Raw genomic sequence first — 23,839 nt, forward strand, 5'->3', positions numbered from 1 at the left:
TCACCTTAAAGTATCATTTTTAATTTTAAATCGCCAATGTTATTGACATACCAATCATTTAAGAAGGCGTAGTCTTTCAAAACATCAAATAAAGAGTATTGCTCTTCTTGATCTTGAACGCGCATCGCCCACTGATGGTCGGAGGCACTCATTTCAAAAATAGTTAGCATTACGTTAGATTTCAAACGCAAGAATGCGCCTAAAAATTCATCCGCATTGTATAAAATGTAATGATTCTGTGCCGCAGATACAAACAATTCATCAAGAATACTACTGTCCAAACCGGTACCTTCAAAAACGTAAGTCTTTTCGTTGCGAGCATCAAACATGTTGAAGTCAACTTGGAAATTATAATCCCTTTCAAGGAGTTGGCCAAACTTAATAAAAGAAGCAACCTGTTTTTTCAACGCGGACTGCGAATCAGTTTCAGAACCGGATAAGAAGTATAAATTATTAATGGTTTCGGTATCAAAGCTCATGGTCTGCTTTTCTAAGTTCAACCTAAAAATAATTTGGTGGCTAGTTTGTTCAACATACGCTAAGTGCTCACCATTTTTTTCAAACCGGAAAGTCTGTTCAGTGCCTGGCCATTGATGGTGCATAACCGGATGCCCACCAGCCTCAGTCATTACGGAACGAAATTGGTTCGTCAATCCGTTTAGCTCAAGCAAGCGTGACATAAAAATCAGGTAGTAGTCACTAGCTGCAAACTTTTTTGGAAAGACTACCGCTGCCGTATCCACTTCAAAACTAGCTAATTGCCGCGTTGCACTCAGTAACTCTTCTGGATCGGTAGTGGTAGTTAACACTTGCATTAACTCCGCATAGTGTTGACCCTTCTTGAGTCCTTCGTTTAATTCGTCTTGAACCTTTAACATGTTCTGTTTGAATTCGTTAGTGGCTTTGGTATTGGTTGGTTGTGTTTTTTGCTTATCCATTAGACTTTACCTGCCCTTCGTCTAATAGATCCATAAGGTAGTTATGGTAAAGATTTTGCGTTAATTCATGGAATTCTTTAAAACTCGTAAAGCTCTTCTTTAAAGCTGCCGTCTCCAATCCAAGCATGGTGTCTTCTTTGGACAATGCCAAAATTTGTTTTTGTTGTTCCCGAATCTTACTTGGAGCTTGGTTAGCAGTTTGAATTTCTTCTTCGACCTTAGCTAAGTCGTCTTTTAATTGTTGCCGCTCTTCTTTTACCTTTGCTGACTCAAATAAGCCACCCTTTTCAGCCAGGTCACTTTGTTGTTGCATCAACTCTTCTTTTTTCTTCTCTAATTCAGCTTGGCCATCAATTAATTTTTGTAACCTAACGTTGTCAGCAGAAAGTTCAGCAATTTGGTCGCCGTTTAAACTTTCGCCAGCTTCTTCAGCTTGTAACGCTTTTTCCAATTGACTCAACTTATCTTCATCCAGTGCCAATTCAATGTTTAAAGAATCGAGCGTCCCAATTTGGCGCCGGTCCCACCAATTTCCAAAGAAGACGATAAATTGCCCCTTTTCTACCTCACGATAGTAGAAAAATGGAAACTTTTGAATCAGGTAATCAATTAAATTATCACTTAGGTAATGCGCTAGTTCAGCACGTTGATCCCGAACAAGTTCAAACGGATGCTCCCCATACTTCAAATCGAAGCCCTGGTCAATTTCTTCTCGATAACGTACTGGCTCTAAAAGTTGGTAAACCTGTAAATCATCATGTTGATCAATCGCTTGCGCTAAGTCGTTTATGTATTGATCCTTTACCCTTAGTTGGGAAATTAAAATCTCCCCACTAGATTGCCCGTGGTTCTTACGTTCATCTGCCATGATATCCGCTCCATTCTCTATTTCTGTCTTAATGTTACAAAAAAATTTCAAATAAATAAAGCGTTTAGTCACCAAATTTAAACAAACTTCAAAAATAAGTTTTAAAACCGTTTCATACGAGAAAACAGTGCCTTAACCAAAATAAAAATTGCAGTAAATAAAAAAATCGCCCAAGAATTTAAGAATTCTTAGGCAATCTCTTAGTTCGTTATCGATGAAACAAAAGCCAGAATGCTGGTTACAAATTAACTTAAAGCCTGCGATTCCGCATTGACTTTGTTCCATTAGTCAGGTATGGCAATCAAACGGTTATTTTAATTGATTTTTAGAACATTTCCAAATACTGATCCCGTTCCCATTGGGTAACTTCTTGACGATACGAAGCCCATTCTAATTTCTTAGCTTCCAAGAAACTTTGGAAAATATGGTCGCCCAGCGCCTTTCTCATCACATCGTCTTTTTCAAATTCCTTAAGAGCGTTATGCAATGTAGAAGGTAAATCTTGAATGTGTTCTTCGTGACGTTCTTGAACGTTCATCCGGTAGATGTTTCGATCAACCGAATCATCTGGTTCAATTTGGTTGCGAATTCCGTCCAGTCCCGCTTCGAGGACGGCAGCAATCGCCAAGTACGGGTTAGCTGACGGATCAACGCTACGTACTTCAAAGCGTGTCGATAGTCCCTTGCTGGAAGGAACTCGAATCAATGGGGAGCGGTTAGAACCTGACCAAGCCACGTAAACGGGAGCTTCATAGCCAGGTACTAAACGTTTGTACGAATTAACGATGGGGTTGCAAACTGCCGTGTAACTCCGAGCGTGTTTTAACAGTCCTCCTAAGAACCAGTAGGCCTTTTGGGAAAGCTGCAACTCACCCTTTTCATCATAAAAGGCGTTGCCTTCTTTATTGAAAAGCGACATGTTTAAATGCATTCCCGAACCGTTGATCCCGTCGAGTGGTTTAGGCATAAAGGTTGCGTGTAAATTATACTTCCGTGCGACCGTCTTAACCACTAACTTGAAGGTTTGAATGTTATCTGCCGCAGTTAGCGCATCGGCATACTTAAAATCGATTTCGTGTTGGCCGGGTGCCACTTCGTGATGGGAAGCTTCCACATCAAATCCCATATTTTCAAGTTCTAGCACGATATCCCGCCGACAGTTTTCTCCTAAGTCAACCGGCGCCAAGTCAAAGTAACTTCCTTGGTCATTGAGGTGCGTCGTTGGTTTACCATTTTCGTCTAACTTCAAGAGGAAGAACTCTGGTTCAGGTCCGATGTTAAAATCGGTAAAACCTTCGTCCTTCATGTCTTGGAGGGCGCGGATCAAGTTATTACGCGGATCCCCAGCAAACGGTTTACGATCGCTTGTATACACTTCGCAAATGATTCGAGCAACTTTTCCGTGTTCACTTCCCCATGGAAAGACCATCCAGGTAGAAAGGTCTGGGTACAAGTACATGTCACTTTCTTCAATCCGTACAAAGCCATCAATTGAAGAGCCGTCAAACATTAACTTATTTTCCAGCAATTTGTCTAACTGGCTAATTGGAACTTCGACGTTTTTAATCACCCCGAAGAGATCCGTGAACATTAACCGCAAAAATTGTACGTTGTTATCCTTTGCCATCTGTCGTATATCTGCTGGTGTGTAATTTTTCTTTGCCATAATTGTATGTCCGCCCCACTTATTTTTTTATTAAATTCGTTTAATTGGGAAAGTTGGGCCATCATCGTCGGTCAAGCGCCCCGTTTGCAATAATTCGTCGCGCAAAATTTTGCGCATCTGGCTATCCGAAATCGAACGCTTCCGCGCTTCGGCTTGCCGAGCAAACTGTTCTTTTACTTCAGCGATGTTTAAACCGTCTGCCAGGTAATCCTTAATTTCCAGCAAACGATCCACATCGTTTAAGGAAAATAATCGCCGATTGCCTTCGCTCCGGTCCGGAAATACCAGTTGGTGTTGTTCGTAATACCGAATTTGTCGCGCAGTTAGCGATGTCAGTTTCATAACTGTACCAATTGGTAAAACTGACAGTGAACGACGGAGCTCTTTTTCACTCATACCAATAACTCCTTTAATATTGAGCTTATTCTACCAATTGAAAATCTGCCCGTCAAGAATCATGTCAGGTTTTCTAACATCAACTAAAAAAAGTTGCTTCCACGGCCTTTGCAATCGCCACTTTTACGTGTGCGTAGGTTAACCCACCTTGTAAATATAACGTATATGGCGCTCGTAACGGGCCATCCGCAGAAAATTCAATGCTAGCTCCCTGTACAAAGGTTCCCGCTGCCATAATCACCTTATCTTCGTAGCCGGCCATTACGGATGGTTCTGGATCAACGTAAGAATCAATTGGGGAATTCTTTTGAATTTGTTTAGCAAATTTGATCATTGGTTCTGGCTTTCCAAAATTAATGGTCTGAATCAAGTCTGTCCGCGCATCATTCCACTTTGGATCCACTTGGAGACCACACTTTTCAAGAATGGCACTTTCAAAAATAGCACCTTTAATGGCTGCCCCAGTGACCGCCGGAGCCATGAAAAATCCTTGGAACATCCGTCGCAAGTTTTCTAAGGTCGCCCCTTCTTCTTTGCCCGATCCAACGTTAGTAAGCCGGCTAGCAATTTTTTCAATGAGGTCCCTGCGCCCAACTACGTATCCACCAGTTTGCGCGATGCCGCCTCCGGCATTTTTAATTAGCGACCCCACCATTACGTCTACCCCGACTTCGGTTGGCTCGATAGTTTCAGAAAATTCCCCATAACAGTTATCTACAAAGATGGTTACGTCTGGAGCGACTTTACGAACCTGTTTAACCATTGCTTCAATTTCGGTAACCGTGAAACTTGCTCGGCTATCATATCCACGGGAACGTTGGATGGCCACTACTTTGACGTCGGGAGTCAATTTCGACCGCATTCCCTCAAAGTCAACTTTTCCGTCAGCTAACAATGGCACGTAATCAAAATCAATTTGAAAATCTTTCAACGAACCCCGGCCAGCTTCACCAGTAATTCCAATTACTTCTTGAATGGTGTCATAAGGCATTCCAGTTAAGTACAATAATTTATCATTAGGTCGCAGCATTCCAAAAAAGGCCGTACTAATTGTGTGGGTTCCCGAAACAAATTGTGGCCGAACTAAGGCATCCTCAGTCTTGAATACCTCTGCATAAACCTGGTCTAAAGCGTCCCGACCCATATCGTTATAACCGTAACCGGTAGCCCCGTTTAAATTCTCCTCAGCAACCCGTTCTTTTTGAAAAGCGTTCAAAACTTTTTGCTGATTGTAAGTCACTTGATCATCAATTTCATTTAATTTAGGCTGAATTTGTTGTTCAACCTCGGTAATTAACTTTTGTACTTCCGGTTTATATTGGTCTTTCCAACTCTTCATTTTACTAACCACTCCTCAATTTCTTGATTAATTATTTGTTTTTCATTTGGGTTTTGAATAATGTCGAACCAATTTACGTCCATCTGGTTTCGGAACCAGGTTAATTGTCGTTTAGCGTAATGTCGCGAATCTTTTTGAATTTGAGCCACCGTAGTTGAGTAAGGTTGTTCACCCGCAAAATATGCCGGCCATTCACGATAACCAATTCCCTTCACCGCCTGAGGAACCTCCGGCTGTTTGAACAACCAGCGGGCTTCAGCTTCTAATCCTTGTTCCAACATTATCTCCACCCGTTGGTTAATCCGTTCATACAGCTTCGCCCGTTCCGTATTTAACCCGATCAGGAAGGCGTCATAGGCTAACTCACCCCGTGATTTAGTCTGTTCAGAAAATTTTTGCCCCGTCGTTTGGTAGACTTCCAAAGCCCTAATCACCCGTCGACGATTATTTAAATCAATATTCGCGTAACTTACCGGGTCGACCTTTTTCAACTGTTGCCGGAGTGCATCGTCCTCCTGTTGATTTAATGCCGCCCGAACTTTTTCAACCTGTTGTCGATCTTCATTAGCGGTCCCCAGCTGTAAGTCGTTCAATAACGCTTGCAAATAAAACCCGGTTCCCCCAACAATAATTGGCAATCGGTTTCTTCCGTTAATTTCTTTAATTAACTGCGAAGCCGTATTTTTAAAATCAGCGGCGGTAAAACGTTCTTGAACCGTCCGAACGTTAATTAAATGGTGAGGAATTCCCTGCATTTCTTCAGGGGTAATCTTTGCCGTGCCGATATCAAGTCGTTGGTATACCTGCATTGAATCACCAGAAATAATTTCACCATTCCAGCGTTTAGCCAACTCGACGGACAGGCTGGTTTTGCCAACTGCCGTAGGACCCACAATTGCTAAAACTTTTTGCATCTCATCCTCCTTGAATAGTTGCCCGGACTTGTAATGCGCGGGTCGGATAATCCGTAATCACGCCTAAAAAGCCCTTTTGAAAGCAAAATCTTAAATCACTTTCCACGTTAATTGTCCAAGGGCGTAAACGTCGTTTTCCTAGAAGAAAACGATGCCCCCGAACCCAAGCCATACTAGGGTGCCAATTTTGAATTACCTTACGGTGCGTCAACTTGCGAGCTGCCTTTGCGTTAAATTTGAACAAACTAGCCATCTCTACGTCTGGCTGTAAAGTATGCATTGTAACTAATGTTTCCGGGTTAAAACTCGAATACACCAGCTCGAACGGGTAGTCGAGATCCTTAAAAAAACTAAACACTTTTTGTTCAATCCCAGGATACTTAAATTTGTCGGACTTCAGTTCTAGATTAAAGATTCCGGTATATCGTTCCGCAATTAGTAAGTCGACCACTTCTTGCAATGTAGGGATTTTCTCGTTTTGGTACCTTCCGCTAAAGGAGCCTCCAGCGCTTAGCTGCTTTAACTCAGCTAAAGTATGGTCAAATACGCGGCCCGTTCCGTTAGTGGTGCGATCAACAGTCTCATCATGAATGATCACCATTTCACCATCTTTAGATAAATGTACGTCCGTTTCGATTCCATCAGCACCCTCTTCAATTGCTTTTTTAAAGGCTGCTAGTGTATTTTCAGGTCGAACACCCTTACTGCCCCGGTGGGCGATTACTTGCGTCAACATAACATTCTCCTAGATCTATTTCTGGTATTTTTGGGCAATTCAGCGCATAATTAGGATAACCTAGATAAGGAGCTGAATTACATGGGTAAATTTGTTAAGGGATTCCTTTTTGGAACCGTATCAACTCTTGGTGCCATTGCAGGTGCAATGTATACCTTTCATAAGGTAGTCGTGGAGCCTGTCGAAGAAATCGAAAACCGTGCTGAAGAAAATCGGCGACGCGCAGAGCGTAAACGGCACGCGGCCCAAAACGGTTAATTCGTTTTAAAAACATTGCTAACCTTAAGTTGGCACCAGTATACAAAAAGAGATTGGGTTAATTCCATTTTAACCCAATCTCTTTTTAATATTTAGCCTTTTTAGTTTTTCCATCCCAACGTTGGTAACCATATTTCAAAATATATAGTTGTTTAAAGCCGCGTTTTGACAAAAGCATTGCTGCCCGTCCACTAAACGTCCGGCCTTGATCGTATAAATAAACTGGTAAATCAGGGCGTAACTCTTGCGTCCGACTTTTCATTTGGGAATAAGGGATGTTCCGCGCACCTAAAATATGACCGGCATCAAACTCTTTCTTTTCACGCACGTCAATCACTTGAGCCTTGCGCATCCCCGCTCGAAAAGCTTCATTATCCAATTGGGTTGCAATCTTGCCCCGCTTCCAATACATATATAGTTGATAAAGTAAGTAGGCAATGATTAAGATAATGATTACGGTATTGATCCAAAATCCACTCGAATTACTTGCTGCTGCAGCTACCATGTTTTATTCATCTCCAAAATTCTATATATTAAGCAAATACCCGCGCTAATGAAGCAGCGCCGATTACCCCCGCGTCGTTACCCAAACGAGCAAGCTTCAATTGGGTTGAAGAACGCACGGTAGAGAATGCAAATTTTTCAAAGTTATCGCGAACCCGATCTAACAAGAATTCACCAGCTGCTGAAACGCCACCGCCAATTACAATGCTTTCAGGATTTAGCGTATTTGCTAAGTTACCAAGTGCCAAACCGAGCATGTAGCAAACGCGATCCACTACGCGCAATGCTAAAACGTCGCCTTCCTTTGCCAAATCAAACACTAGCTTAGAAGTGATGTCTTGCCCATCGTCTGTTTGGCGCTTCAATTCAGAATCACCAGAGAATTCTTCAGCCATGTCACGAGCTACATGTACAACACCAGTAGCACTAGCGTATTGTTCTAAGCAACCGCGCTTACCACAAGTACATAAGTAGCCTTCTGGATCAACCGTTACGTGGCCGATTTCTCCAGCTGCGCCAGCCTTTCCATGTAATAGTTGACCACCAGCGATCAAACCGCCACCAATTCCGGTACCAAGGGTAACAAACGCCACGTCGTCACCGTTTTCTCCGGCACCTTTCCAGCGTTCACCCAAGCCAGCCACGTTTGCGTCGTTGTCAATTGCAAACTTAATGCCCGTACCTTTTTCAATTTCTTCTTTGACGTTTTGGGTTTCTTTCCAATTTAGGTTAAATGCACCAATTACCGTTCCGCGTTGACGATCAACGGTTCCAGGAGTACCCATACCGATTCCAATAAATTGATCTTTGCTCATCTTGTAAAGATCAATGTGGTGATTAATGGATTCAATAATGTCCGGGACAATGTGAGAACCTTCATCAAGGACGTTCGTTTCTACGCTCCATTTTTGTTGGATCTCGCCATCCTCAGTTAAAATAGCAAACTTGATTGTTGTTCCACCAAGGTCAACCCCAATTAATTTCCGTTCCATTAGTCTAAAAAACCTCCATTTTTTTGCTTATGATCTCTAACTTCTTCAATATGGTGCTCGTGCCGTAAAACTAATTGAGCTTTTGCAAAAGTCGGCTGGTCAATTACCCCCGCTTTATACAAATTTTTCAGTTCAATGCTCATCAATTCAATATCCCACTTGCGTTTACCAACGTAAACAAAGACACCAAATTGCTTTAAAAGTTGTTGCACATCATAAAGTGTTTTCATAATACCATCTCAACTAATTTACCAAATTATCGCTATAATGTAAACGCTAATTTCACAAATACTCCCAATAAAATTAGTAGAAGAACCCCGCTACCAAGTCTTTTCTTTAGGGGTACTTTGCCTAAATTAGGGAAGCTAAACCCGTAACCTAGTAGAAAGCCAGCGACTAGCCCGCCTAGGTGGGCGAAAATATCAATATTTGTACCAAACATTCCGCTAACGATTCCCAACGCACTAAAAATCAGCATTTGGCGGCCCATTCCGGCTAAAAAAGGATAGTTTCGGTATTGCTCAGCCATCATTATCCAGACACCTATAATCCCAAAAATGGCCCCGCTAGCCCCTGCTGAAATACTATTTGGTGCAGCAAACGCTAAACTAACTACGTTGGCAAAAATTCCGGAAAGCAAATAAATTAATAGAAAACGCCCGTGACCAATTACCTGTTCCAGTAAGCGTCCAATAAAATAAAGCGTGATCATGTTAAATAACAAGTGCTCGAAACCGATGTGCACAAACATGGAAGTAAACAAGCTTGCCCATCCAGCACCATCTTTAATCATGGCTGGCACCATGGCTCCGTGAGTTACCAAAACCGTCAGATCAGTTGATCCGCCTGCTAAGGTTAGCCATAGGTAAACCAACACGTTCAACGCAACTAAAGTAATCGTCACGAAAGGTCCGGCAAAAAAGTTTTTCAAATTAATTTTTGTTTTGTCCATTCTATCTTATCCGTTCGTTTTTAAATTGAACCCCTTGCTCGGTAATAATTAGATCCATCGTCACGTCAAATTGATCTACCGGCCAGTGAGCAGCAGGATAAACTTGCTGATTAAATGCTAACACAATTTTATGTGCTTGCGGAGCCCGTTTTAAATAACGGTCGTAGTATCCTCCGCCAAATCCTAAACGATTACCGCCTGTTTGCTCGTAAGCTAGCCCCGGGACCACAATCAAGTCAAGAGCTGTGGGTGCAACCGGAACCCCGTCCACGGGCTCTAAAATGCCAAAGGCCTGGGGTGCCAACTGGGTCTGGGAGGTTAACGAAACAAACTCCATCCGTCGATTTTCAAAAGTTTTAGGAACCAACACTGAAATCTTGCATTCTTGCAGGCGTCGGATAATGGGGGCCGTGTTTAGCTCAAATTTTTGACTTAACGTAATTGCTACGTTTTTTGCCGTGCTGACCGCAGTTTGTTCAAAGAACCGTTCCATAATTTGCTCTTCTAGCTTAGCCTTAACATCCGGAGACAACTGTCGCAACTGTTCTATCTGACGTTGCCGAAATTGTTTTTTATCCACGGGCCTCTTCCTCCTGATTCGGTGAACTTGTAATAAAAAAGACCAGCAACCTCCAACTTGGGGCCCCTAGCCTTAATTATTATTTAGTTTCTTTGTGTAATGTAACCTTGCGTTCACGTGGGCAATACTTGTTTAATTCCAAACGATCTGGATTGTTACGCTTGTTCTTTGATGACAAGTATTGACGGTTATGGCATTCAGTACATTCTAAAGTAATGTGTACACGCATTGGAATGACCTCCATTAATTATATATATTTGAATTCTAAAATCCACTAGCATTATACATGCTACCACGATTTACATATTTTTTCCATAATGAATTCGATAAATTACCCATTTAAGTTTTGCGCAGCCGATTCTTTAGTCGCCTTAGTTGGGTTTTCTAAGGAAGACTTCGATTGGACGTCTTTCCAGTAAGCTTCATAAATCTTCTTAGCCGCGTTCATGTTATCAGCTTCACTAGAGGTACTCAACCCTGGTAGTGCCAATGCCACGACGACTTGCGGATCGTTAGATGGTGCAAAAGAAGCTAAGGATAGCGTTACCGTTGACTTCCCATTAGTAGTGGTCTGCGCCGTACCAGTTTTAGCCGAGATTCCTGGTGAAATACTTGCAAGCGGTCCCCCGGTTTTATATTTATTGGTACCGTGCACTACCTTATATAGTCCGTCCGTAACCATTTTCTTTTCTTCCTTGCTCATGTCGATGTAATTCAACACTTGCGGGGTGGTGGTGCTTTGTACTGCCCCTAGCTTACCATTTGAACGACTACTTCGGATTTGTTCCACCACGTGAGGAGCAATTCGATACCCTCCGTTAGCAATCGTCGACATGTACTGTGCAATTTGAATTGTGGTGTAAGCATCGTAGTTCCCAAAGGAGAGGTCTAACGCCTTACCAATGTCTGCCGCACTCGAAGGTCCTTTATAACCTGCCGATTCCCCCGGAATATCAATTCCAGTCTTTACTCCGAGGCCAAACTGTTCAAAGTATCCCCGCATTTTGTTAAACACGGTCGGATTCATCCCAGCTAATCCTGCACCTTCTTTGTACTTGAAACCGCCCTCCTTCATGGCTAATTGCATCATGTAGGAGTTTGAAGAAACTTCTAGCGCGGTCGATACGTCAACCGGCATATTCGCACTACCCGTACTGTTGAACCACGAACTCTTTGAACCCGTTCCCGCCAACTTAATGGGCTTATCAATCAGGGTATTGTCTTTTGGAGTAATTACCCCGTCCATTAAGGCTCCGGAAACCATGGCGCCTTTGACCACCGATCCCATTACAATTGGCTCGTTAATAGTTCCGAGGGCGTTATCGGTGATTTTACCGGTTGACGGATCGCGATCTACTCCGGCCAAGGCAATTACCGCCCCGGTCTTCGGATTCATTACCACCGCGTACCCGCCGGTTGACTCGCCGCCCGCGTTTTGGGAAGCTTCCTTCATGATTTTTTGCACTTCTTCTTGGAACTTAGAGTTAATTGATAAAACTAGGTTATCACCCTTCTTACCAGCGTACTTTTGCACTCGTTTTACCACTTGGTTGCCCGAACTAACTTCCACAGAAGTCTGGGATTTAGTACCCTTCAGTACTGGTTCATAACGTTTTTCAAGGTAGCTTTGGCCAACGCGATCATTGCGGGCATAGCCTTCCGCCAAGAGGGTGTTCACTTCATCGCTAGGAAGTCCGACTTTGGAGCTGCTAACCGTTCCGGCAAACGACTTTACGTCATCGCCAGCAGGATAGTTTCGGGTCCAACTAGTAGTGATCTTAACTCCCGGCATCTCTGACAAGTGTTCCCCAATTTGAGATAGTTCCTCGCTGGTTAAATCAGTCTCCTTAATGTAAACCGTCGATAACTGGTAAGCTCCGCTAATGGTTTTATAGATTCGCGCGGCATTCTTTTGCCAAGCAGTCAGTTCAACGTGATCCTTTTTGACCGCGGCAATCTCTTTTTCTTGCAATGCCTTACTAGAAAGGTTTTCCCGGTTAGGAATTTTTTGCGCGTAAGCTTTACTATTTTTACTGTCAGCTAAAAGATAGTTCGCAATATCAGTTGAAGTAAGGTCATTTTTTTCAACCGTTAAATACTTGCTTAACTTATTAGCTACGTCGTACATATCCTGCGGTAGGACGTTCATATTCTTAGTATAAGAAACCGCTTGGTGCGCCTTATTTCCCACTAAAACCTTACCCGTGGAATCGTAAATCATCCCGCGTTGTACATTTTCGGTTTCTACCATGTTATCCGAACGGTTAACCTCGGCTTGGAGCTTTGAGCCGTACAAAATTTGTAAATAGCCTAATTGGCCAATCAATAATAACAATAACGCAAAGACACCAAAAAAGATTAAATTTAACCGAAACGGTAATTCACTTTTTTGCCGCCGAAATTTTTTCTTCGGATTTTTCATGTCCACATATTACTCCTTAGTTAAATCACTTCGTTTATTCTACCAGAAAATATGCCACTTCACTAACTGATTAGTAAAGTCTTAAAGATGTTTTATGCTATCCTAATACTATTAATAAATTGCTTGGGGGATCTTTATGCAAATTAATAACCAAAAACGTGATTTATTGCTCAGTAGCTGTATTCCCGCTTTAGTAATGCTCACCTACTTTATTTACCGGGGCTTTGCTCCATTTGGTAGCTCGAGCTTACTAACCGTGGATATGGGCCAGCAATATGTCGCTTTTTATGAATATTTTCGGCAAACTATTTTAGGACACCCGGGTCAACTTTTTTACTCCTTTAGCAACGGCCTTGGGAGTGACATGTTCGGCACCTGGGCCTACTATTTATTAAGCCCAACTAATTTAATACTGCTTTTCTTTAAAAAGGAAAGTATTACTACCGGGATCCTAATCGTTACCCTAGTCAAGTATGCTTTGGCAGGCTTAACCGCAGCGCTTTATTTGCATCACCTTGCACGAAGCCTTGGACGAAATCCTAACCGGCTTAGTGTGGCAGGTTTTGCTACTTCCTATAGTTTAATGGCCTTTTCAATTGCAAACCAGCTCAACCTTTTTTGGCTTGATGCTCCAATTTTATTGCCACTGATTATTATGGGAATCGACCAAATTATCGCCGATCGCAAGCTTAAATTGTTTGTAATTAGCATGACCGCCATGGTAATTATTAACTATTACTTTGCGTACATGATTGGAATTTTTACGGTGATGTATTTTCTGTGGCGCAGTCCCCGCCTCAATTGGCGTAAGGCGTGGACCTTTGTGCAGGCTTGGCTGGCAGTGGGAATCTTTTCTGCGGTGACCTGGATGCCGACTTTGTGGGCACTTTTGCACGGAAAGGCTAACTACACTGAAAACACCTTGCAGTGGAAATTCGAATATAATCCGCTCAAGATGGTTTTAAAGCTATTTCCAGGAACCTTTAGTTTTAAACAAATGTCCGAGGGACTTCCAAACATTTACGTCGGGATGGTAATTTTAATTGCGGTAATCGCCTACTTCTTTAACCGCCAAATTAAACTTTCTCAACGCCTAAGTGCCTTGGCAATCACCGCAATCTTCTTGCTGTCATTTTGCTGGTCACCACTAGACTTACTTTGGCACGCTATGCAGTTTCCGTGGTGGTATGCTTACCGATTCAGCTTTATCTTTAGCTTTTGGATGATGATGCTTGCCTTTTGGGGGATGCTTTATCCTCTCCAAAATAAGCTATTAGCCCCGCTGGTCACTAGTCTACTAGGACTATGTTTAATCCTACTGGCAGGTATCCAGTTCTTGCCAAAATCGCAAGACTTTTTATCTAACGACCAATTAATTTTAGGCGGAATCCTTTTCATAGCTGCTTTGCTACTATGGGTTGGCTTACAGAGCGCAAATTCCAACCCGGCGTTGCGTTCGATTATGCTTGGATTAATGGTCCTCGACGTTGGAATTAATGCCGTTTGGTCTTTAAACCGCATCAGCTACGTTAGCCAAAGTGAATTTCAAACTTATAGTGTCGCAGCGCGGAAAGCTCTCCGCCAAATCCAAAAACATCCCGCAGATTTTCAGCGGATTGGTACTAATTACTTCCGGGCAAAAAACGATCCCATTCAGTTAGGCTTTAACAGTGGAGCTAGTTTTAATTCTAACTTAGAAACTAATTCCCTAGAGGCCATGGCGGATTTAGGCCAACCGACCACTTCGGGAAACATTACCTATATGAACGGAACTTTACTATCAGACGCATTTTTAGACTTTCGTTCCTGGTCGCTCGTTGACGCCCAGCCTAAGAAAAATCCGTTTTTAACCCGGAGCGTCCGGCACGATATTTTACAGCGTTATGATTACTTTGATAAAACTCGGTATGCGAATAACTACCGTAACCCTTACGCAATTAGTTTAGGGACGATGACTTCACAACCAGTTACCAACCAGTTACCAGCCTATCGTCCGTTAGAGTACCAAAACGCAATTATGACCGCGTTGGGTGGCCAAAGTAAGGTCAACCTCTTCGGCGACCTCACCAGCACTGCACAAATTTATTATTCCAACGTCAGCACCTCGGCTGACGTCCGGAACGCAGTGCTTAATAAACAAAAACTAAATAAGGGTTCCTCGGTTACTTTTGAAGTGGTTCCTCAAACTGACGATCCGCTCTACATTACCGTTGGCAGCCAGATGAACTATCATAATGCCGACATTTTCGTTAATAACCAACGCATTACCGAAGACATTGACTACGACCATCCAATTGTTTTGTCAGTTGCCGACCATAGTCGCGGCAAGCGGGTGCGAATTCAAATTGTGCTGAAGAAATCGACCCTATTAATGTCTGATTTTGGAATTTATCAACTTGATTTTGCTAAATTTAAACAGTTAGATCACGTTGCACAAAATAACCAGCTTACGGATGTACAAGCTAACGGCAACGTGGTTACGGGAAAGCTTAGGGCAACTACAAAGCGGCCGTACCTGTTTACCTCGATCCCATATAGTCCGGGCTGGCACTTAAAAGTAGATGGCCACGCGGTCGCTACCCAAAAAGTTGCCAACCACTTCTTGGGTAGTGCAGACAAAATTTCGTCAGGCACCCACCAATGGAAGCTCACTTATTACCCTCCTTTACTAGGAATGGGAACTATCATCACCCTTCTGGGTTGGTTAGGTTTACTAATCAAACTGTGGTGGCAAAAATCGCGGCGTAAATAAATAAAACAAAAAATAACTCAAAGGAGATTAGAATCCACAAGGACCCTAATCTCCCTTTTATTTTCCTAGCTAAGTTAATAATAAAACACTAACTAAAAAGGACTAAATCTGAGTAACACCTCAAGATTTAGTCCTTTTATCATTGATATATTGAAAGTTTAAAAACTACTCCGCACTCTTAACGGTCAAAATCTTCACCTTCATATCGCCGCCTGGTGTAGCGATTGTGACTACGTCGCCAACCTTCTTACCTAACAAGCCCTTAGCAATTGGTGAATCATTTGAAATCTTACCAGACATCGGATCTGCTTCAGCAGCACCCACGATGGTGTATTCTTCGGGTTCTTCATCAGGAAGTTCTTGGAACTCTACAACCCGGCCTAGGGAAACTTCGTTACTATCAATCGCTTCGTCATCGATAATTTCAGCATAGTGAAGCATGTGTTCAATCGTGTTAATTCGGCTTTCCACCATACTTTGTTCATCCTTAGCTGATTCATATTCTGAGTTTTCAGATAAATCTCCAAAGCTACGGGCGATCTTAATCCGTTCGATTACTTGTGGCCGAGTTTCCGTTTTTAAAGTTTCTAACTCTTCTTCTAACTTTTGCTTACCATCCAAAGTCATTGGATATCTTTTTTCGTCTGCCATTCTTTCACCTCAAAAATTATTTATTATATTGTCGGTCGCGACCTGCATGTGCAAGAATATCGCGAACTTTGGTTACTAACAAATCAATTGCTACGCTATTTTCCCCACCTTCGGGAACGATAAGATCAGCATAGCGTTTAGTTGGTTCAATGAATTGATGATACATCGGTTTAACCCCGGTTAAATACTGGGTAATGATTGATTCTAGGGAACGCCCCCGTTCCTGGGTATCTCGCTCAATACGCCGAATAATCCGAATGTCGTCATCCGTATCAACGTAAACCTTGATATCCAGCATGTCACGAATGCGTTCGTCGCTTAAAATCAAAATTCCTTCTAAGATGACCACGTCCGTAGGTTCCTGATGAATCACCTCGGGACTTCGGGTTGAAATCGTATAATCGTAAACCGGAACGTCAATCGCCTGCCGCTGTTTGAGCATTTTCAAATGTTGATACAACAAATCTGAATCAAAAGCTAACGGATGGTCATAGTTAACCGCACGCCGCTCTTCCATAGTCATTCCCGCTTGATCCTTATAATAAGAATCCTGTTGGATAATTGAAATTGAGTGTCCATCAAGTTGTTCAAGAATTTTCTTACTAACGGTTGTTTTCCCGCTTCCAGATCCTCCGGTTACCCCAATAATAATTGGACTATTTTTCGTACTCATTAATCTAATTCCTCACTATTTACCTTCCGGATTGTATTTTGCCACGTCATTATTAAACTTATCAAAGTCCTTATAGAACAAGACGTCGCCAACTTTATGGCCACCAGCCTTCTTAGTTACCGCAAAGAAGTATAGGTATCCATCTTTAGTATCAGCATTAATTACTGACAAAATCGAGTTTTCGCCTGGATTATCAACCGGACCAGGCATGTAACCGGTGCTTACCCGGGTGTTATATGGGCTTGGGTTTGCTAAATCCGATGCAGTTAGATTTTCCGTAGCCGATTTCTTTACGGCATATCGGGTCGAAACGTCAGAACCGAGTGTTTCACCTTGTTTAATCCGGTTCAAAAATACGCCCGCAATCTTAGTCCGGTCGCTAGCTTTACTACCTTCCATTTCTACTAAGGACGCAATGCTCAAGGTTTGTTGGACAGTTAAGCCCTTTTCCTTGATTTTGCCGTAGTAAGGTTGGAGTACGGCATCTTCTTTTGCAACCATTTGGGTGACCACGTCTTTTAGACTGGTATCCTTGCTAACTGAATAACTAGCTGGGAAGAGATAACCTTCCAAACGGTAACGAACGCCCTGCGCATCCATTGCAGAACCTAACAACTTAGGGTACTTCTTAGCTAACTGCTTAATGAAACTTTCATCCTTCATCAGCTTCAAGAAGTCTTTTTTAGTAAAGTATTTCGAATCTTTGGCGATTGAATCGGCAATTTGATCGATATTTTCGCCTTCTTTAATTAAGATCCGCGGTCCGTTTAGCGCAATTGGTTCAGCCGCTCCGCCCTTTTCAAGTTTAGTAGCAATTTGCTTTAAAGTCATCGAAGGCTTTAAAACGTAGTAGCCAGCTTGAAAATTATTCAACTTTTGCTTTTTCGTGTAATAGTTAAAGACGGCTCCGCTTTTAACCACCTGCTTCTTTTCCAAGATTGAACCAACTTCCCGAGCGGTTGAACCAATCGGAATGTTCACTTCAATCTGTTTATTACTTTGCGGGTTTAATGGTTTAAGTGAAGAGCTATAGTACCGGTAGCCCATGAAGGTAGTAATAATAATTACTACCGCCAAAATACTAATTACCCACTTGATAATTTGATGACTGTTTTTATTAGCGTGACTATTATCAGTCCGCCTCCGCCGACTTTGATTAGAATCGTTGCTGTTATTATTCAAGATTTCATTCTCCTATCGTTTACAATACTGGTAATTATACAAAATTATCCCTTAATGTGCATTAAAGTCACCAAGTTGTAATCCTTAGCGAATTGTTGCTCCTAATTGGGTTTCTAATTGTTCAACTACCTTCGCAAATTCCTGGTTAACGGTATCCTCTTGTAAAGTAGCATTTCGATCTTGATAGGTCAATTGGTAGGCGAGCGATTTAGTTCCCGCATCTAAATGATGTCCAGCATAAACGTCAAACAATTTAACGTCCGACAGGTATTTTTGCTTGGTGCCTTGAATAACGTCTAATACTTGTTCGTTAGTAACCTCTTCAGCCACTAGTAACGCCACGTCACGGGTAATTGCTGGATATTTGGAAATCACTTCGTAATGTTGCATTTGCTTTGGTGCATCAATAATTTTACTTAAGTTCAATTCAAATACGTACGTTTCGTTGATCTTGTATTCTTGCGCAGTGGTTGGGTGAACTTGACCAACAAATCCAATAAGCTGATCGTCTAAGTAAATGTCCGCAGTTCTACCCGGGTGCATTCCCTTGCGATCTTGGTCAGCAACGTATTTAATCTGGCCTTCTAACGCCATGTTTTGGAGGTACTTTTCTACAATTCCCTTAGCATCAAAGAAGGAAACGTTTTGTTGCGGTTGGTTCCAAGTCGTTGCTTGCAAGGATCCGGTAATTGCTCCTGCTAAATGTTCCACTTCTCGTGGTTGAGCTTGCCCTTCAACTGAATAAAAGACCCGCCCTTGTTCATATAGCGCCACGTCGTCAACAAAGCGCGCGTGATTGTAAGCAACGTCGTCTAACAGCCCACTAACTAAATTCATTCGTAAAGCTTCGTGATCCAAGGTCATTGGCCAAGCTACCTTAACTGGTTCAGTCGTTTGCTTTAAGAAGTTTTGACTCTTGGCAACCGTAGTTAAGCCATAACTCATTGCTTGAGTTAAACCAAGCCCTTCTAAAATCTGCCGTGAATTCCGCATGATTTTTTGCTTTTCGGTTAATTGACCTACCGTTGGAGCTCCGGTTGGTAGCGTTACAGGCAGGTTATCATAACCGTAAATCCGGGCGATTTCTTCTAGAAGATCAGCTTGTAAATGAATGTCCCAACGGCGTACTGGCACGGTTACTTCAAACGTTTCCGCATTTTCATCAGTGGTTACGTCAAAACCAAGTCGTGCAAAAATTGCTTCGACTTCACTAATCGTTAGAGTAGTTCCCAACACCCGGTTAATTTTAGCCAACGTAATTGCTACCTTGACTGGTTCTTTAGTGGTTGCAGCGCCCACGACTTCATCCGGATAGGCTTGGCCCTTACCAAATTCAGTAATCAAGGCAATAGCCTCGTTCAACGCATCCGTTACGGCACCGTAATCAATTCCCCGTTCAAACCGCATCGAAGCTTCGCTGTGCAAGTTATGGAAACGAGCGGTCTTACGAACCTTGATCGGATCAAAAATAGCTGCTTCTAGCACAACCCGACTGGTAGTAGGTTCCACTTCCGAAGTCAAGCCGCCCATTACCCCTGCTAAGGCAATTGGCTGGCCATCTGCAGTTACTACTAAATCTTCGTCACGGAGCTGTCGTTCTTCGCCATCAAGGGTGGTAAATGAGGTGTCCGCTTCAGCTTTAGCAACGCCCACCGTCTTGCCTTGCAATTGGTCGAGGTCGTATGCATGCAATGGTTGACCATATTTCAACATTACGTAGTTAGTAACGTCCACTACGTTATTGATTGGTCGAATACCGACCTTCATTAAAAGGGTTTGGAGCCAAAATGGGCTGTCAGTTACCTTTACTTGGTCAATACCACGCATTTTATATACCGGAGCAAGTTGATCATCAGCAATCTCAACTTTAATTTGGTTACTTAGTTTTGCATCCGTGGCGCTGGTTACTTCGGGAACCGCCTCAAACTGAGCCGTTTGGTCTAAAATGGCCGCGATTTCATGCGCGTTTCCGTTCATACTGAACATGTCCCCCCGGTTAGGAGTTACAGAAGTATCGATGACGTCATCATTCATCCCTAAAATTTCCATGACAGAATCACCAGGATGAACGTTACTATCAGCTGGGAAAACGTAAATGCCATCTACGTACTTCTTAGGAACCACGCTATCCGGAAAACCAATTTCTTGCAATGCGCAAATCATTCCGTTTGAAGGGACACCCCGCATTTTACTGCGTTTGATTTTAACGTTGTCTTTAATTCGTGAACCGTGTAACGCCACGATGACGTCTTGATCCGCAGCAATGTTAGGCGCACCACAAACAATTTGGATTGGTTCTTCTTCGCCAACGTCAACTTGGCAAATATGTAAGTGGTCTGAATCTGGGTGATCAACCACTTCCAAAGTGTGGCCCACCACAATTTTCTTTAATTTATAATCTAACCGCGTAACCGAATCGACTTCCACGGCAGTCCGCTCAATTTTTTCAGCTAAATCTTGCGGTTCGATGTTGCTTAAATCCAAATACTTGGATAACCATTGATATGAAAGTTTCATTGTTAACTAACCTCGCTTGTCAAACTGGGATAAAAATCTTACGTCGTTTAAATAGAAGTTCCGAATGTCGTCAACTCCATAACGCAACATTGCAAATCGGTCGGGACCTAATCCAAAGGCAAACCCACCGTATTCTTCAGGATCGACGCCGGCCATCTTAAGCACGTTAGGATGAACCATTCCGGCACCGAGCACTTCAATCCAACCGGTATTTTTGCAAACTGAACAACCCTTGCCCATGCAGTTAAAGCACGTTACGTCTGCTTCTACCGATGGTTCGGTGAATGGGAAGTAACTAGGACGCAGGCGAACTTCAAAACGATCGCCAAATAGTTCCTTTGCCATCGTAATCAAGGTCCCCTTCAAATCACCCATGGTAATGTTTTTATCAATTACCAATCCTTCGATTTGGTGGAACTGATGCGAATGAGTTGCATCGTCTGTATCCCGCCGGTAAACCACGCCTGGAGAAATCATTTTTAGCGGTCCCTTACTAAAGTCATGCTTTTCCATTGTCCGGGCTTGTACTGGAGAAGTTTGCGAGCGCATTAAGACTTCGTTAGTAAGGTAAAAAGTATCCTGCATATCGCGTGCCGGATGGTCCTTAGGTAAATTTAACATCTCAAAGTTGTAGCGATCCAATTCCACTTCGGGACCTTCCACAATCTGGTAACCCATACCTAAGAAGAGGTCTTCCAAGTTATCAATGATTTGTTGGATAACGTGCGGTTGGCCCTGGCGAACGGGTGAGCCTGGCAAAGTTACGTCAAGTGTTTCGCTAGCTAATTGCCGGTCGAGGGCCGCTTGTTCTAACTCCGCCTTTCGAGCTTCAATTTGTTCCTTTAAGTTATCGCGAATTTGGTTAGCGTATTGGCCCACTTTAGGCCGTTCTTCCTTACTTAAATCGCGCATCCCCCGTAAGATTTCCGTCAACGGCCCCTTTTTTCCTAATAAGTTAACCCGGATTTTATTTAACTTTGATAACTCATCCGTGACCTTAATTTCTTGTAGGCCCTTTTCTTCTAGTTCTTTTAACTTGTCCTGTAAACCCATAATCTTTCCACCTTTCTGCAAAGAAAAAACGCCCCTAAAAAGGGACGTTTTAAACGCGGTACCACCCTTGTTTGCAATTACTTGCACACTTGGTTAGCCCCATAAGGGTGGCCAACCCGCCTATTCTAAAACGAAGCGAATTCACCGCAACTAGTATCGAAGGTTCTCAGCTTTCCCTTCTTCTCTGGCTACTAATCTCAACCGGCTACTACTCTTCTAGCTTGATATTGTATTCACTTAGCTACTTTAACTAAAATCCTCGCCGAGGTCAATAGTCAATTAGTACCAACAATCCGCAAATTTATGCGCGGCTTCTAAGACTGGCCGGAGCCCTTCGCCTTCTTCAGTTAAGCGGTACTCAATTAAGGAAGAATCCTGATAGGTACATCGTTCGACCAATCCTTCTTCTTCCAAATTCTTTAACCGCTCAACCAACACCCGGTCACTGCACTTCGTTACCGAACGTGATAGGTCCCGAAAACGTTGTGGACCGGCACTGGTCAGCACTTCTAAAATCAAACCGTTCCATTTCTTTCCTAAAATATCAAATAGGTGTTCAAACTTTGGACAAAGTTCAAAATCAGTTGGTGTTTTTTGGTGTACATTTTGCATATCAAAAACCTCTTTAACTAAATCAACTTAATCACTTTATTTTTATACTCTAATAATTTAAGCCGCAAGTTTTTCCGAACGTGGTCCGTATATTCACTTACTGCTTGGGCATCGTCTACAAGAGAGACAATGCTGCTTTCTGCATACTTAGGACGAGCAATTGTAGCTCCCCACATATGCTTTAAAATAATGTCTTTTTCTTTGTCATTTAAAGTAGTAATTTTTTCGGCATTTCGTAAAGCAACCCGGGGATGGATAAATGCATGGGTACCAAGCGTAAACTTGGTCGTCCGCCAATCATAGTAAAACAGATCGTGCAATAATCCCGCCCGCGCTGTGGAGCGAACGTCTAAATGGAATTTTTTTGCCAATAAATAACTTTCATAGGATACCCGGATACAATGATCCAACCGGGTTCCGTTATGATGCTGCGTATAGTTTTTCAATCGTTGTACTTCGTCTGTTTCAAGTAAATCGCCGACTAAATCTAAATATTGTGCATCATTTTCCCAATCCAATACCTTCATCTAAAGCTCCTTTTGGCTAGTTAGTTACTCTAATATTAACTGCAAACTTTTTTTAATCAAGCCATTTACGCAAATTAACCGAAAATGTAACCAAACCTTAACTAACTAAACCAAACATTAAAACTCCCGCCGCTACGGCCACGTTCAAGGACTCAGCATTCCCCTTGATGGGAATGTAAAGGTTGCAATCGGTAGCCTTAACTAATTCAGGGCTCATCCCGTTCCCCTCGTTACCCATGATTAAGGAAAAATCTTTTGGAGCATCGATGTCTCGGTAACTTTGGGCATGCTCGTCTAAAATAGAACCGTAAACGGCTTGACGAGCTTGATGGCAAGCCTCAATCCACTTTTGTAGGTTAAGCCGCTTTAATTGTAAATGGTACTGGCTGCCTTGCATAGCCCGTAGAATCTTCGGATTGTAAAAGTCAGCGGTTCCGCTCCCAAAAATCACGCCAGTAAATCCGGCCGCGTCAGCAGTTCGCACCATTGTCCCAATGTTTCCAGGATCTTGGACGTTATCCAACAACAGCCATTGCCCCGTCGTGTCACTAGGCATTTCGTAAACCGCATCGTCCACGTAACCAATTAAAAAGATTCCCTGCTCGTGTACCGTATCGGCAATGTGCTTAGACACTTCTTTAGTAACCACAATTAACTTATCTTCGTCAACGTTAGCTTCTAAGCTTGCTAGGTCAAATCCCTCCTCCACAATTAAATACTCGTACTGACGTTCTTCAACGAGCGCCGTTTCTACCGGATGACGCCCTTCTAAAAAGAAACGGCGGTACTTCTTGCGACCATTATTAGTCTTTAGCTTTACCCATTCCTTTACCTTGGAATTTTTTACAGAAGAAATCTTTTCTAACATTATCTAATCTCCTTACCAATTGTAAGTATAACACACTTACGCCATTTTTATATTATCATTAAGCTTGGCAAATTGATATACGTGCTAATAACTAGCTTAGCTAGTTGAAAATGATAAAATTATAGTTGTAAGTTAACGACGAAAGGGATGAACGTTATGCAAGCAGTTCACATGCACGTGGTCGGCCGCGTTCAGGGAGTCGGTTTTCGTTTTATGACCAAACACCTTGCGGATCAAATGAAAATTACCGGTTGGGTCAAAAATAGCCTCGACGGTTCGGTAGAAATTGAGGCTCAAGGACCAAATGAGATCTTAAAGCAATTTATTCAAGGGGTTAAAGCATCTCCTTCTCCTTCTGGGCGGGTGGATAAATTAGTGGTCAAGGAAATTCCGTCGTTTCAGGCTCGCGAGTTTTTAGTTAAATACTAAAGTACGTTGA

Annotated in this window: 25 protein-coding genes; 3 read left to right on the forward strand and 22 right to left on the reverse strand. The window is 42.6% G+C overall.

The window, feature by feature from the left end:
• Window positions 1-5: 5 nt before the first annotated feature.
• The 7 genes from I6H64_RS04595 to I6H64_RS04625 all read right to left on the reverse strand — a co-directional run bounded on the left by I6H64_RS04595 (window position 6) and on the right by I6H64_RS04625 (window position 6,857).
• On the reverse strand, window positions 6-938 hold the full coding sequence (locus I6H64_RS04595) for a hypothetical protein (RefSeq protein ID WP_008841390.1): 933 nt from the start codon (window positions 936-938) through the stop codon (window positions 6-8).
• Entirely contained in the window at window positions 931-1,806 is an 876-nt protein-coding gene (locus I6H64_RS04600; protein WP_024862415.1) for a coiled-coil domain-containing protein, read from the reverse strand. Before I6H64_RS04600 ends, I6H64_RS04595 begins: the two co-directional genes overlap by 8 nt.
• Before the next feature lie 325 nt (window positions 1,807-2,131).
• Window positions 2,132-3,472: a type I glutamate--ammonia ligase gene (glnA, locus tag I6H64_RS04605; RefSeq protein WP_002831440.1), complete on the reverse strand. Its 1,341-nt coding sequence runs from the start codon at window positions 3,470-3,472 to the stop codon at window positions 2,132-2,134.
• A gap of 30 nt (window positions 3,473-3,502) precedes the next feature.
• A complete protein-coding gene (locus I6H64_RS04610; RefSeq protein WP_004165215.1) occupies window positions 3,503-3,868 on the reverse strand; it encodes a MerR family transcriptional regulator in 366 nt (121 codons plus the stop codon).
• A gap of 79 nt (window positions 3,869-3,947) precedes the next feature.
• Entirely contained in the window at window positions 3,948-5,207 is a 1,260-nt protein-coding gene (locus tag I6H64_RS04615) for a methionine gamma-lyase family protein (protein WP_008841392.1), read from the reverse strand.
• Complete coding sequence (miaA, locus tag I6H64_RS04620) at window positions 5,204-6,121, reverse strand: tRNA (adenosine(37)-N6)-dimethylallyltransferase MiaA (RefSeq protein WP_008841393.1); 918 nt, start codon at window positions 6,119-6,121, stop codon at window positions 5,204-5,206. The genes I6H64_RS04615 and miaA overlap by 4 nt, the downstream gene beginning before the upstream one ends.
• A gap of 1 nt (window position 6,122) precedes the next feature.
• The gene (locus I6H64_RS04625; protein WP_008841394.1) at window positions 6,123-6,857 is read right to left on the reverse strand and encodes a glycerophosphodiester phosphodiesterase; all 735 of its coding nucleotides are present in this window, start codon (window positions 6,855-6,857) and stop codon (window positions 6,123-6,125) included.
• An 81-nt stretch (window positions 6,858-6,938) separates the two neighbouring features.
• Between I6H64_RS04625 and I6H64_RS04630 the strand changes: the two genes are divergently transcribed.
• Entirely contained in the window at window positions 6,939-7,115 is a 177-nt protein-coding gene (locus I6H64_RS04630) for a DUF3042 family protein (RefSeq protein ID WP_008841395.1), read from the forward strand.
• A gap of 85 nt (window positions 7,116-7,200) precedes the next feature.
• Here I6H64_RS04630 and I6H64_RS04635 read toward each other — a convergent pair whose 3' ends face one another.
• The 7 genes from I6H64_RS04635 to I6H64_RS04665 all read right to left on the reverse strand — a co-directional run bounded on the left by I6H64_RS04635 (window position 7,201) and on the right by I6H64_RS04665 (window position 12,565).
• Entirely contained in the window at window positions 7,201-7,620 is a 420-nt protein-coding gene (locus I6H64_RS04635; RefSeq protein ID WP_002831431.1) for a rhodanese-like domain-containing protein, read from the reverse strand.
• A gap of 28 nt (window positions 7,621-7,648) precedes the next feature.
• Window positions 7,649-8,611, reverse strand: a complete 963-nt coding sequence (locus I6H64_RS04640) for an ROK family glucokinase (RefSeq protein WP_002831430.1) — start codon at window positions 8,609-8,611, stop codon at window positions 7,649-7,651.
• On the reverse strand, window positions 8,611-8,841 hold the full coding sequence (locus tag I6H64_RS04645; RefSeq protein WP_002831428.1) for a YqgQ family protein: 231 nt from the start codon (window positions 8,839-8,841) through the stop codon (window positions 8,611-8,613). The genes I6H64_RS04640 and I6H64_RS04645 overlap by 1 nt, the downstream gene beginning before the upstream one ends.
• A gap of 32 nt (window positions 8,842-8,873) precedes the next feature.
• Window positions 8,874-9,563, reverse strand: coding sequence for a rhomboid family intramembrane serine protease (locus I6H64_RS04650; protein WP_008841397.1), 690 nt, complete (start codon window positions 9,561-9,563; stop codon window positions 8,874-8,876).
• Between the two features lies 1 nt (window position 9,564).
• Entirely contained in the window at window positions 9,565-10,143 is a 579-nt protein-coding gene (locus tag I6H64_RS04655) for a 5-formyltetrahydrofolate cyclo-ligase (protein WP_008841398.1), read from the reverse strand.
• Window positions 10,144-10,222: 79 nt separating this feature from the next.
• Entirely contained in the window at window positions 10,223-10,372 is a 150-nt protein-coding gene (gene rpmG, locus I6H64_RS04660; protein ID WP_004165222.1) for a 50S ribosomal protein L33, read from the reverse strand.
• A gap of 102 nt (window positions 10,373-10,474) precedes the next feature.
• The gene (locus I6H64_RS04665) at window positions 10,475-12,565 is read right to left on the reverse strand and encodes a peptidoglycan D,D-transpeptidase FtsI family protein (RefSeq protein ID WP_036685272.1); all 2,091 of its coding nucleotides are present in this window, start codon (window positions 12,563-12,565) and stop codon (window positions 10,475-10,477) included.
• A gap of 136 nt (window positions 12,566-12,701) precedes the next feature.
• Between I6H64_RS04665 and I6H64_RS04670 the strand changes: the two genes are divergently transcribed.
• On the forward strand, window positions 12,702-15,317 hold the full coding sequence (locus tag I6H64_RS04670) for a YfhO family protein (RefSeq protein ID WP_056985007.1): 2,616 nt from the start codon (window positions 12,702-12,704) through the stop codon (window positions 15,315-15,317).
• A 165-nt stretch (window positions 15,318-15,482) separates the two neighbouring features.
• Here I6H64_RS04670 and greA read toward each other — a convergent pair whose 3' ends face one another.
• From greA to I6H64_RS04710, 8 genes are all read right to left on the reverse strand, one after another.
• On the reverse strand, window positions 15,483-15,968 hold the full coding sequence (gene greA / locus I6H64_RS04675; RefSeq protein WP_002831420.1) for a transcription elongation factor GreA: 486 nt from the start codon (window positions 15,966-15,968) through the stop codon (window positions 15,483-15,485).
• Window positions 15,969-15,984: 16 nt separating this feature from the next.
• A complete protein-coding gene (udk, locus tag I6H64_RS04680; protein WP_002831419.1) occupies window positions 15,985-16,641 on the reverse strand; it encodes a uridine kinase in 657 nt (218 codons plus the stop codon).
• Window positions 16,642-16,656: 15 nt separating this feature from the next.
• Window positions 16,657-17,823, reverse strand: coding sequence for an endolytic transglycosylase MltG (gene mltG, locus I6H64_RS04685; RefSeq protein ID WP_008841403.1), 1,167 nt, complete (start codon window positions 17,821-17,823; stop codon window positions 16,657-16,659).
• An 84-nt stretch (window positions 17,824-17,907) separates the two neighbouring features.
• On the reverse strand, window positions 17,908-20,340 hold the full coding sequence (gene pheT / locus I6H64_RS04690) for a phenylalanine--tRNA ligase subunit beta (protein WP_056985010.1): 2,433 nt from the start codon (window positions 20,338-20,340) through the stop codon (window positions 17,908-17,910).
• Between the two features lie 6 nt (window positions 20,341-20,346).
• On the reverse strand, window positions 20,347-21,393 hold the full coding sequence (pheS, locus tag I6H64_RS04695; protein ID WP_036685292.1) for a phenylalanine--tRNA ligase subunit alpha: 1,047 nt from the start codon (window positions 21,391-21,393) through the stop codon (window positions 20,347-20,349).
• Between the two features lie 279 nt (window positions 21,394-21,672).
• Complete coding sequence (locus I6H64_RS04700) at window positions 21,673-22,005, reverse strand: winged helix-turn-helix transcriptional regulator (RefSeq protein ID WP_004165691.1); 333 nt, start codon at window positions 22,003-22,005, stop codon at window positions 21,673-21,675.
• A gap of 17 nt (window positions 22,006-22,022) precedes the next feature.
• On the reverse strand, window positions 22,023-22,532 hold the full coding sequence (locus I6H64_RS04705; protein WP_002831412.1) for an HD domain-containing protein: 510 nt from the start codon (window positions 22,530-22,532) through the stop codon (window positions 22,023-22,025).
• A 97-nt stretch (window positions 22,533-22,629) separates the two neighbouring features.
• Window positions 22,630-23,400: a TrmH family RNA methyltransferase gene (locus I6H64_RS04710; protein WP_008841408.1), complete on the reverse strand. Its 771-nt coding sequence runs from the start codon at window positions 23,398-23,400 to the stop codon at window positions 22,630-22,632.
• A gap of 156 nt (window positions 23,401-23,556) precedes the next feature.
• On the opposite strand from I6H64_RS04710, the gene I6H64_RS04715 reads away from it, so the two are divergent.
• Entirely contained in the window at window positions 23,557-23,829 is a 273-nt protein-coding gene (locus tag I6H64_RS04715) for an acylphosphatase (protein ID WP_036685275.1), read from the forward strand.
• Window positions 23,830-23,839: the final 10 nt, after the last annotated feature.

It is taken from the genome of Pediococcus acidilactici, from assembly GCF_016127815.1.
In the GTDB taxonomy this organism is placed as follows: domain Bacteria; phylum Bacillota; class Bacilli; order Lactobacillales; family Lactobacillaceae; genus Pediococcus; species Pediococcus acidilactici.